Source organism: Streptomyces katrae, from assembly GCF_000717655.1.
In the GTDB taxonomy this organism is placed as follows: Bacteria; Actinomycetota; Actinomycetes; order Streptomycetales; family Streptomycetaceae; genus Streptomyces; species Streptomyces katrae_B.
Genome location: NZ_JNZY01000054.1, coordinates 24252 through 34707 on the forward strand (window position 1 = coordinate 24252; position 10456 = coordinate 34707).

Here is a 10456-nt window from a genome sequence, read left to right on the forward strand (position 1 = left end):
AAGTCCTCGGTCGCCACCTGTTCCCCGCGGTCCCAGCCGCTCGGCGGAGCGCATGTCGGCCCGCTCCTCGACGGTGCGGCCGTCCTACGGCCCGGTACGGGCGGGGCCGACCGCGGCAGCCGGGGTTTGAACTCACGGGCGCCGAGCAGGCGCCGAAGCGAAGACCGAGAGCAGGAGGTACGTGGCATGGCCGCGGACAAGAAGGAGAACCAGGACGTCGTCGCCCTGATCCTCAAGGACCACCGCACGATGGAGGACCTCTTTCGCCGGATGCGAAGTGTGGAGGAGGACCGGGCAGACGCCCTCGCGAAGTTCTCCGCCCTCCTCATCGCGCACGGAGAGGCCGAGGAGTCGGAGGTCTACGGCGCGCTGAAGAGGTTCAAGGACGTCGACAACGAGGAGGTCGAGCACGGTACCGAGGAACACGCCGAGGGCAACGAGGCGCTCCTGGCGCTGCTCGAGGTGTCCGAGGTGGGTTCCGACGAGTGGGACGCCCGCCTGGAGGACCTCGTCAAGGCGGTCTCCCACCACCTCGACGAGGAGGAGCGGACGATCCTCAACGGCGCCCGGGAGAACGTGCCCGACGAGCGGAGGGCCGAGCTCGGGGCGGCGTTCCTACGGGAGAGGCAGCGGCAGCTCGAGGCAGACTGCGGCAGCATCGCGAACGTGCGCGCCGTCGTAAGGGGATGACGATGACGGCAGCGTCGGGGCCCGGACAGGGCAAGGGCGAAGGCGTATTGCCCTATTCGAGGCCGGCCGCGGGGCCTGGTCACCGCGTTGCCGGCCACACGGGTCCCTGGCCCGGCTCGGTCATGGCGGCCGCGCGCATCGACCTGAGGCAGGGCTGCGACAGCCAGACGGCGGACGACGCGATGTCCGGATCCGGCGCGAGGTGGGCGGCCGTTGGCCCGAGCCGGACCAGCAGGGGACAGCACCACCCAAGGAGGACGAGATGACGGCTCACGACAAGTCCCGGGGCCACCCGCGCACCACCCCGTCGGAGGCAGTGGGGGAGAGCGGCGATCGCGAGGCCCGGAAACAGGCGGATGACGCCGTCGCCCGGAGTTCGGGCAGGGAGGACGCGGACGCCGGTGGTCATGTGGCCAAGCGGCAGCGCCCCGGCATCGGCCGCGAGGAGCAGGCGCGCCCGGACGGCCCGCGGCCGTCGGGCGGCGAGGAGAACTGAGAACGGCGCATCGTCCCACGTGATCTGCGGGGTCAGTCCGGCGGTGCGTACACGGTGAACAGGGCGCCCTCCAGATCGCTGAGGGCGACCCACCGGCCGGCGCCGGAGGTCTCGACCGAGGACATGATCCTCCCGCCGGCGCCGGTCGCCGCCTCCACGGCGGCTTCCAGGTCGGAGACCCGGAAGTGGACGTGCCAGCGCGGTCGGACCTGCGGGTCGGGATCCTCGTCCACCGCACCGCTGCTGATCTGCGCGACGACGTCGTTGCCGTGGCGCAGGACGACGTTGTCCTGCTCGTAGGCCACCACACAGCATCCGGGGGGTTGGCCGGCCCAGTCCAGGACTTCCCCGTAGAAGATGGCGGCTGCGAAGGCGTCGCGCGTACGGAGTTCCAGCCAGGCGGGGGCGGTGCCGCGGCCCACTCTCCAGTCCCGGATGACTTCGCCCTGCCAGAGTCCGAAGACCGCCCCGGCGGGGTCCGCGGCCAGGGCGGCCCGGCCCGTACCGAAGGACAGCGGGCCCACCGCCACGGTGGCTCCGCGTTCACGGATGCGTGCGGCGGTCACATCGGCGTCGTCGACGGCGAAGTACGGCGTCCAGGCGGCGGCCAAGGGCGGGCCCCCGGCGAGAGCCCCGATCCCGGCGACCGGAGCGCCGTCGCGGAACGCGAGGGAGAGCCCCTCGCCGAGCCGGCTCCGGTGGAAGGTCCAGCCCAGCACGGCACCGTAGAACCGTTGCGCGGAGTCGCGGTCCCGGGTCAGCAGGCTCACCCAGCAGGGTGCCCCAACGATCTCATGGCTTGACGTGGACACAGCTTCCAGCCTGCCTCATTCGCTACGTGCCTGGTGTGGGACACCATCACCGTAGTGCCGTCGGGAGGCTACGGCCCGCCAGGCGAGGCGCCCGCGCGCCGACCAACCGGATCCTTGCCCCGTCCGGGCAGGCTGCCCCGTAAACCTGCCGATCACGGGTGGGCGCCCGTCATGATCGCTACCGAGATCCTCGCGGTCGAAGGCCAGGCGCGCTCCTTCTCATCCTGGCCGGAGTCGGCGTGCTGACGCGGGCGGGCAGGGGGGCGCCGCGTCGTTGAGGCCCAGCGTGGAGCGGGGTGCGGCCCCGCCCCGGCCCTGGGGCCCGATACGAGCGGTGCCCATCGCTTCGTGGCGTAGGGGCGCCAGGGCCTGGCGACCGGGGCCGAGGAGAGCGAGGAGCTGGTGACGTCCGTGCCCAGTACCTCTGACAGCACCCCGTGCGGGCTTTCACGCGGCCGCCCGCACGCAGGGTGTCCGGGGACCCACAGAAGCCGGTCCTCGTCGAGGGGCCCCGGCGGGCGCACGACGCCGGCTACGCCGCCTCGCCGCGTTGTCGGAACGCCCGAATACGCCCAGTATGCGGACGCTCCTCCGCCTTGCGATGCACCGTATCCGACGCCGCGCGCTGATCCACCGGGGATTACGGGACAGCCCTTAGGCTGCCGGATGTGCTCCGACGGCCTGCCGATAGGCCACGTGCCCGCCCAGCGCACCGGAGACGGCGACTGCCGTCAGCCCGCCCCATGACCACAGCCTGCCCTTCGTCGAGCGACCGCGGAGCCGCGCCGTCAGGGACGCGGTGTAGCAGGCCACCGCAGCCACGTTGGAGACCGCGTGCGCCAGCCCGACCCGGGCCTGCTCGGGCGGCAGGTCCGCCCAGTCCACCCAGCCGGCGACCGCCGCCGGGGCGACCCCGGCCAGCCCGACGGCGGTGAGGGTCGTTGCCGCACGTTGTGCGCCCGGTACGACGTCCAGTACCGCGGCTGACAGCCAGCAGCCGATCGGTACCTGCACCAGCACGGGATGCACAGGATGGCCCAGCGGCCTGCCGCGCAACAGGTCACGCATCCCGCCCAGGGGGAGCGAGCGGATTCCGCGCTGGAGAACCCCGATCACAGGATCGGCCACCGTCGTGCGTTCGAGCCGGTCCAGGGCCGTCAGCCACCATGCGGATGCGGTATCGAGTGCCGCGGGGTGTCCGGCCGTCGTCGGGGTATCGAGGGTGTGTGCGTCCATACACGACGCCTACCCGGCATTCGGCCGCCATCCCGGCATGGCCTCGACTGCACCCGAACGGCCTGCCTGCCAACGGGGGAGTCGCCCGTGGGCCGACCCACTGCGACGGCACCCCTGGGCGCCGAGGACGCGGTACGGGTCGCGCCACCGCCCGAAGCGCGAGCGTCGGCGACGTCCCGGCCGCGCCGCCTGAAGACACCGCCCCGGGGACCGGCGATGTCAGCGGTGCGCGGCACGGTGCCCGAACCAGTGGCGGCGGCCGGACGGGGCATCGGCCACCCGCACACCGTCCTCGGAGGGGGCGCTGTCGCGTTGCTCGACCAGATCGTCGCGCTCGTGGTCGACGGCGGCGGCCTCACGGCGCGACGTGCCGAGTTCCTGTCGGGCCCGCGGCGAGCGGCGGGCCGAACGGCGGGCGCCGATCATGACCAGGGTCAGGCCCAGGAGGGCTATGGCTCCCACGATGATCCCGCTCAGGAAGAGAGACCCGGTCGACCCGGTGGCGTGGTAGCCGAAGATCGAGAAGTCACCGCCGGCGCCGAGATCGTGCCCTGCACCGCTGTTGCCGAACATTCCGGCCATACCGACGACGATGGCGGCGATCAGAATGACGAGTCCGAGGATGAGAATCATGACCGCTCCCTGGCTCCGAGCCCGGACATGCCGCCGGACGCGGCTGGCGCCTACCCGGGTTACGCACTGTCAAGCGAAACGGGGGACAGGATCCTGCGGGACCCGGGGGTCACTCTGCTCGTCGTCGGGGCCGTGCTCCGGATCCTGGGAGCGGCCGATGATTCAGTTGGCGGCCGCCGGCACCACTGGCTGCGCCGTTACGGAACGCGCAGTGCCAGCACGACCACGTCGTCTCCAGGACCCGGGTCCGCCGGCCGGCTGCTGATCAGGCGGAGGAGTTCGGCCGGCGGACTGTCACCGTGGCGGGTGAGCAGGGCGACGAGTTGTGCGATGGAGGCGTCGATGTCGTGACCGCGGCGCTCGACGAGCCCGTCGGTGTAGAGCAACAGCGTGGAGCCCGGGGGTAGGTTCCGCCGGTGCTCGGTGCGGGGGAACGGCCCCAGGGCCGAGTGGAGGAGGATGTCGTGCTCCACCAGGGGCGTCACGCGGCCGTCGGGAGTGCGGAGCAGTGGCGGCGGGTGGCCGGCGTTGGACCAGGTCAGCGTCCATCCGGCGCCGGCGCCTGCGAGTTCGAGGCGGGCGTGGACCAGGGTGCCGCCGGCGTCGATGGGCAGGACCGAGCACGCTGCATCGAGGGCGGCCAGAGCAGTGGCGGGGCTGTACGGGGGGTGGTCGAGGGTGGCCTGCCGCAGCATGCTGCGGATCTGGCCCATCACGGTTGCGGCCTGCACGTCGTGGCCGGTGATGTCGCCCACCGTGACCATGAGTGCTCCCGGCGCACCGCCGGGTGAGGCGGGCGGCAGGTGGTAGGCGTCGTACCAGTCCCCACCGATCATGTCGCCGTCCGCGGACGGCTGGTACATGGCGCTGATCTCTACGTCGTCGGCGACGGGAAGGTCGGTGAGCAGCGCCTCCTGGAGCTGGCGGGCGACGGAAATCCGCTCGTCGAGGTACAGGGCGCGTTCCACCGCCTGCGCGATGTAGCCGGAGGCGGCGGTGAGCGTGGCGCGCTCGGTGATGCCCACCTCGTGCTGCTTGGCCCAGCAGATCGCGAGGACGCCCAGCAGGGTGCGACTGCCCCAGAGCGGCAGGCAGAGCACCGTGGTGAAACCCATGCGTTCGGAGAAGCGGACCGCTTCGGGGCTGTAGTCGGCGACGAGCGCCTCGCGGTCGGGTACGAAGACCGCCCGCTCTTCCCGCATGGCCCGGGTGCTCGGGAACCCCGCGCTCATCGGCAGGGAGAGGACCTCGCGTTCCACCGAGTGCACGACGTCCGGGTCGGGAACCCGGTGGAGCTCGTCTTCGTCGGCGACGAGCAGGCCGACGTACGAGGGCTTCCCTGCGCCGACGAACAGGTCCCGCAGCCGTCGTCGGACGTCGTCCAGCCCGGAAGTCTGGGCCAGCTCCTCCGACACCCTCAGCAGCAGCTCGGCATGGTCCAGTCCGGCCTGGGCTTCTTGCCCCAGGCGCTGCGCGTCGCTCCGGGCGCGCTCGGCAGCGGCCCGTGCGGTCTCCAGCACGTTCTGTGCGGATCTGCCGTGCGCGGACAGGATGCGCAGGCGCAGCTCGGCGGAGCAGGCCGCGGCCAGATCCTCCAGGTCGGACAGCTCGCCGTCACCCCAGGCACGGGGCGCGTGGTCGATGGCACACAGGGAGCCCAGGACGAGCCCGTCGGCGTCGGTCAGCGGCGTTCCCGCAAACGCGATGAGCCCGAGATCCGCGATGGACGGGGTGGTACGGAACCGGTCGTCGGCGCGGGTGTCGGGCACGGCCAGCGGCTGCCCGGAGGCCATCACGTGGCGGCATAGCGAATGCGACGGCGGCAGCGTGCGGCTCTGCGCCCAGGGCTCCGGCAGACCGATCAGTCCGGGCAGGATCTGCCGGTCCTCCTCGACCAGGGAAACGAATGCGACCGGCACGCGGAGCAGCCGTGACACCAGCCGGGCGAACCGGTCCATCCCGGTATCCGCAGCTGCTGAGAGACCGGCCTGCCTCAAAGCCCGCCGCTGTGCACTGCCCGGGTCCGCTCCGGGCTCCCGGCCCTGCTTCGGCATCTGCCCTCCGGTCCCACCGTCCCGAAGTCCTCAACGGAATCGTAGAACAGGGGCATCGTACCGCCGGTCATCTGCCGCAAGGGCCGACCGGCACGGAGACGCTCCACACCGGCTGACGCAGCTCCGCCTCCGGACGGTCACCGGTTGACGGTGGGGGTGGGCCGCCGAAATCGCCCCGGCGGTCGATCGGCGGGGCAGCCCCTGCGGAAGGCGTCCCGCGCGCAGGGAGACCGTGTGCTCGCGGACCTGTTCGGGCGTCAGGTACGTATCGGTGTGTTCGAAGTCCCGCAGCGTCGGTGGCCTCCGGGCCTGGAAGCCCGTCCGTACGAAGTCGTCGCCCGCGACCGCGTTGAGGAGCCAGTTCGTCAGCACCCTCGTCCTGGCCACATGGGTGCGCAGCGCCGCATATGCCGGTAGAGCCGCAGTGGCCGGTGGCGCAGGGTCGCGATGAGGTTGTCGGCCGCCCTGCGTCCCTGCCGCTGGGCGTGCTGGGCGGTGGGCGGGCAGACCGCCCCGTCCCGGCCCGCGGCGAGATCGGGCACCGCGGCCGCGTCGCCGAGCCCTGGTCCTGTCACGCGCTCCTTCGACATCCCGGGCTCACCGAGCACGCGCGAACTTCTGTACGACGCACACCTTCGCCCGGGTGCCCACGCCGACGGCGCCGCCGGGAACGATGCGGGTACGGTGCCGGCGGCTCCGGCGCAGGGACACGGCGATCGACTGCGGGATGGACACCGGCGGCCACCGTGGCGGTAGCGGTGGATAGAGCTGGAAGGACGACGGGGCGATGAGGGCGATCTCCGCCTCGGTGGGGGAGAGCCGCCGTTCCGGGCACGGCCGGGCGCAGGGGCCGGGGCCAGGGAGTTGAGCGGGTTCGATGTCATACCGCGCGACTGCCGCGCCTGCCGCGCTCACGCGCCCGTACGGGGACGCAGGTGCGGGGCGGCCGGTCCGGACGACCGCCTTGAGGTACAGGACGGACCCGGCCGGGTCACCGACCGGTGGACCTGCCCGAGGTCAGCCGGGACGCCTCGATCTCCGCCCAGACGGCCTTGCCGTTCTCGTGGGTGACGGTGCCCCACCGATCGGAGAGACGCTCCACTATGTACAGGCCGTGGCCGCCCGGGAGGCCCCGTTGTGGGGACGGGTGACGGCGGGGGAGCGTCGTCGTGCCGTCGAAGACCTCGATCCGCAGGACCTCACCGGCCGTGAGCGCGAGTTCGATGCAACCACCCGCGTGCAGTGACGCGTTGGTCAGCAGTTCGGACACGAGGAGCAGGGCGTCCTCGGCGGTCGCGTTGCCGTCCCAGCCCCAGTCCTGCAAGGCCCGGCGTGTGAAATCGCGCCCCTTGGCGACATGGCCGCGGACGCCGGACAGGGCGAGCCGGCGGCGCTGCCCCGGACCGGAGAGCCCGGTACGCAGTGGATCGCCGGTTTCCGGTCCGATGGTTTCCACTGTGGACTCTCACCCCCGCGTTGACGCTGGTCTCTGTTTCGCGGGCACCCTTGTGGTCCCGCCGGCCTCTCCACGGTCGGTGTCCTGAACCTTCCGTACACCCCCGGAACCCGGGACAACGAGCGTGCCGGCGACAGTCTAGGGGAGCTCCGGCCTCAGGAGGTTGCCATGTGCAGTCTCAGAGCCAGGCCGCTGTCCGAGGCACGGATCTCGACCAGGTCGCACAGCTGATGGATCATCCACAGACCGCGGCCGCCGTTGACCGACGCCAGGGAGGGACGGCGGCGCCCCGCCAGCGGGTCGGCCAGGTGGCCGCCGTCGCGGATGTCGGCCACGATCCCGGCACTGGTGCTCCACAGCCGGAGCGAGCCCCGCCCGCCCCCGTGGGAGAGGGAATTGGCGGAGGCCTCGCTGATCGCGAGGATCAGATCGCCGCGCCGCGCCGCGCTCAGGGCCGTGCCGCGGGCCCAGGCCTCGACGTGGTCGCGCACAGTGCCCAGCTCCCCGTGGGCGTACTCGAGCCAGGGCGCACCGCCGTCCGGTTCGGGCAGGGGGTGATCGCAGTCGGCGCAGACCGAGGGGGCGTCGGCGTACTCGGGGCTGAGCAGGTCCTTGCCCTTCTCGATCAACGTGGGATGGGTGCGCCGGGCATCGGACACCACCGCGGCAGGCAGGCCCAGCACGTCGTACGGGCACAGGATGGTGGCCTGTCGTCCCGCGAAGGCGGTGTTGATGAGGGCCTCGTGGCGTGTGGCCTCGAGCACCTCGGCCTGCGAGCGGCCGGGCCAGATCGGTTCGCCCACGATCCGGGCCGGCCGGCCGGCGTGCCGGTCGGCGAATTCCTGCAGCGCGGCCAGGATGCGGCCGGGGTTGCGGCCCAGCTGCGTCATGTCCGTCCAGGTGACCTCGTCCGTGCCCGCGTCGAGGCTCTCGCGCAGAGCGTTCAGCTGCGGGCCGGGCACGGCGACGAGCACCGGCTCGTCGGCCGCGAGGGCGGCACGTACGAACCCTCCCACCCCTGCCAGGTACTCCTCCTGCCCCTGGTAGAAGAGGGCGGGGTGGACGAAGGCCCCGGGGGCGGCGGGCGCAGGAAGGTTGATCATGCTGCGACCTCCAGCGCGGCACATTCGTCCGGGAACAATTCCACTACCTTGCGGAGGGAGTACGGCGGGTGGTGGAGCAGTAGGCGGCGCCCCTGCCCGGTCACGGTGGCGGCGGCCTGCAACAGCGCGGCGACCGCTGCCGTGTCGAGGAAGCCCACGGCGGAGAGATCGAGATGGACGACCGGGCCGGGGATCCGTGTGACGACGCCGAGCGCCGCGCAGAGGATCGGCCGCGTGTCGAGGTCGCAGCTGCCGCTCAGGAGGGCACCGGGACGGTCACGCAACGGCCGGGCGGTCAGTGTCGCCGCCGTACCGGTCCCCGCGGTCGCACACCGCACGACCGCGTCCGCCCACACCACGTCGTCGTAGAGCGCCTGGGCACCGTCGGGCGGGACGGACGGGTCGTGTCGGCCGGGGGATGGCATGTCCGCTGCCTACACCGAGAGCATTCCGGCGCGCAGCCGGGTCAGCGTCCGGGACAGCAGGCGCGAGACCTGCATCTGCGAGATGCCCAGCTCGGCGCCGATCTCGGCCTGGGTCTTGTCCTGGCCGAAGCGCATCTGCAGGATCAGCCGGTCGCGTTCGTCCAGCTGCTCCAGCAGGGGGGCGAGGGTGTGGAACTCCTCGAAGAGTTCCATGGCGGGGTCGACGTCACCGAGCTGGTCCGCCAGCGGCCGGGTCGTCCGGCTCGACGTCGACGGCTCGTCGCCTTCGGCGCCGGCGGTGTCCAGAGAGCCGCTCGTGTAGCCGTTCGCGGCGACCAGGCCGTCGATGACCTGTTCCTCGGTCAGTTCGAGGTGCTGGGCGACCTCCTTGACCGTCGGGGCCCGGCCCAGGACGTCGGTGAGCGCCTCCTGGGCTTTGGCGAGCTCCGTACGCAGTTCCTGCAGGCGGCGCGGGACGTGCACGGCCCAGGTGGTGTCGCGGAAGTAGCGTTTGATCTCACCGGTGATGTAGGGGAGGGCGAGTGTCGAGAACTCGACCCCGCGCTCGGGGTCGTAGCGGTCGATGGCCTTGATGAGGCCGATGGTTCCCACCTGGATGATGTCGTCCATGTCCAGACTGCCGCCCAGCGCGCGGGCGCGGAAGCGCCGCGCGGCGAACTGCACCAGGGAGAGGTTCATCTCGATCAGGGTGTTGCGGGCGTACTGGTACTCGCGAGTGCCCTCTTCCAGGGAGCGGAGCCTCCCGAAGAAGATCTTCGAAAGTTCGCGTGCGTCGGCGGGCGCCATCTCACGTGCGTTCTCCACCTGGAACAGGTCCACGTCCTGCGTGGGGGCTCCCACGGTGCCGGTCGGAGCGGGCGTGATCTGCGCGTCTGTTGCAGGCATGGGGCTTACGGCGGTGGCCGAGCGAGACATGGTGGCCGTTCCCTCCCGATTGACTGACGGCTGCCTGGGCGCTCTTGCCCGGACTTCGCGGTCTTACACGGACCTCGCCGCATTCTTTGCGTCAGCTTCCCCCCGCCGGGGAGGCGGTCTCGGCCACCGGTGCGTGTGCCGCGGTCTCGCCGTCCCTCGTCCGGTCTGTGAGCAGGCATACTCCCTTGCGGAGGCCGTACAGGTGACGATCCGGGGAGGCGGACATGACCGGAGCACGGGACGCGTACCACGGAGGCGTGGTCGGGGAGAGCTACTTGGCCGGGCCGGGGTGGGTGGTGGCCGCACACGGGGAACTCGACCAGGACACACTGGGCCCGCTCGAGGAGGCGCTCGTCTCTGCAGCGGATCAGCAACACCGGATGGTGGTGCTGGACGCGGGCTCCATCACCTTCGGCGACTCCTCGTTCCTGAACCTGCTGCTGCGGCTGCACCATCTCACCGCCCTGCGGATCGCCGCACCCTGCGAGCAGCTTCGCCGTTTGTTCGCCCTGACCGGTGCCGATACGGTCCTCTCCCTGTACCCGACCGTCGAGGACGCCCTCGGCGAGTGAGGACCGGCGCGGCACGGCCCGGGTGGTCGGGCAGCGGGTTTGG

12 protein-coding genes and 1 pseudogene are annotated in these 10456 nt (G+C 71.9%); 3 read left to right on the forward strand and 10 right to left on the reverse strand.

Annotated elements, in window-relative coordinates; all coding sequences use genetic code 11:
• Nucleotides 1-186 precede the first annotated feature (186 nt).
• The gene (locus IF09_RS0136285) at nucleotides 187-690 is read left to right on the forward strand and encodes a hemerythrin domain-containing protein (protein WP_030303306.1); all 504 of its coding nucleotides are present in this window, start codon (nucleotides 187-189) and stop codon (nucleotides 688-690) included.
• A gap of 262 nt (nucleotides 691-952) precedes the next feature.
• The gene (locus IF09_RS0136290) at nucleotides 953-1186 is read left to right on the forward strand and encodes a hypothetical protein (RefSeq protein ID WP_030303307.1); all 234 of its coding nucleotides are present in this window, start codon (nucleotides 953-955) and stop codon (nucleotides 1184-1186) included.
• Nucleotides 1187-1218: 32 nt separating this feature from the next.
• Here IF09_RS0136290 and IF09_RS0136295 read toward each other — a convergent pair whose 3' ends face one another.
• From IF09_RS0136295 to IF09_RS0136335, 10 genes and pseudogenes are all read right to left on the reverse strand, one after another.
• The gene (locus IF09_RS0136295) at nucleotides 1219-1947 is read right to left on the reverse strand and encodes a VOC family protein (protein ID WP_030303308.1); all 729 of its coding nucleotides are present in this window, start codon (nucleotides 1945-1947) and stop codon (nucleotides 1219-1221) included.
• A 705-nt stretch (nucleotides 1948-2652) separates the two neighbouring features.
• Entirely contained in the window at nucleotides 2653-3234 is a 582-nt protein-coding gene (locus IF09_RS0136300; RefSeq protein WP_051833518.1) for a DUF2231 domain-containing protein, read from the reverse strand.
• 219 nt (nucleotides 3235-3453) lie between these two features.
• Complete coding sequence (locus IF09_RS0136305) at nucleotides 3454-3867, reverse strand: hypothetical protein (RefSeq protein WP_030303315.1); 414 nt, start codon at nucleotides 3865-3867, stop codon at nucleotides 3454-3456.
• Between the two features lie 197 nt (nucleotides 3868-4064).
• On the reverse strand, nucleotides 4065-5825 hold the full coding sequence (locus tag IF09_RS0136310; RefSeq protein ID WP_234321286.1) for a SpoIIE family protein phosphatase: 1761 nt from the start codon (nucleotides 5823-5825) through the stop codon (nucleotides 4065-4067).
• Between the two features lie 321 nt (nucleotides 5826-6146).
• A pseudogene (locus IF09_RS48690) lies at nucleotides 6147-6481 on the reverse strand (NAD(P)/FAD-dependent oxidoreductase); the annotation flags it as partial.
• Nucleotides 6482-6518: 37 nt separating this feature from the next.
• Nucleotides 6519-6656 (reverse strand): hypothetical protein, encoded by a 138-nt coding sequence (locus tag IF09_RS48695; protein WP_418953099.1) that lies wholly within the window; start codon nucleotides 6654-6656, stop codon nucleotides 6519-6521.
• A gap of 256 nt (nucleotides 6657-6912) precedes the next feature.
• Nucleotides 6913-7377, reverse strand: a complete 465-nt coding sequence (locus IF09_RS0136320; protein ID WP_078613682.1) for an ATP-binding protein — start codon at nucleotides 7375-7377, stop codon at nucleotides 6913-6915.
• A gap of 155 nt (nucleotides 7378-7532) precedes the next feature.
• The gene (locus IF09_RS0136325) at nucleotides 7533-8480 is read right to left on the reverse strand and encodes a sensor histidine kinase (RefSeq protein WP_030303320.1); all 948 of its coding nucleotides are present in this window, start codon (nucleotides 8478-8480) and stop codon (nucleotides 7533-7535) included.
• Nucleotides 8477-8905, reverse strand: a complete 429-nt coding sequence (locus IF09_RS41170) for an STAS domain-containing protein (protein ID WP_051833521.1) — start codon at nucleotides 8903-8905, stop codon at nucleotides 8477-8479. Before IF09_RS41170 ends, IF09_RS0136325 begins: the two co-directional genes overlap by 4 nt.
• Nucleotides 8906-8914: 9 nt before the next feature.
• A complete protein-coding gene (locus tag IF09_RS0136335; protein WP_030303325.1) occupies nucleotides 8915-9841 on the reverse strand; it encodes a SigB/SigF/SigG family RNA polymerase sigma factor in 927 nt (308 codons plus the stop codon).
• 224 nt (nucleotides 9842-10065) lie between these two features.
• Here IF09_RS0136335 and IF09_RS0136340 point away from each other — a divergent pair, with 224 nt between their 5' ends.
• Complete coding sequence (locus IF09_RS0136340) at nucleotides 10066-10413, forward strand: STAS domain-containing protein (RefSeq protein WP_030303327.1); 348 nt, start codon at nucleotides 10066-10068, stop codon at nucleotides 10411-10413.
• Nucleotides 10414-10456 lie beyond the last annotated feature (43 nt).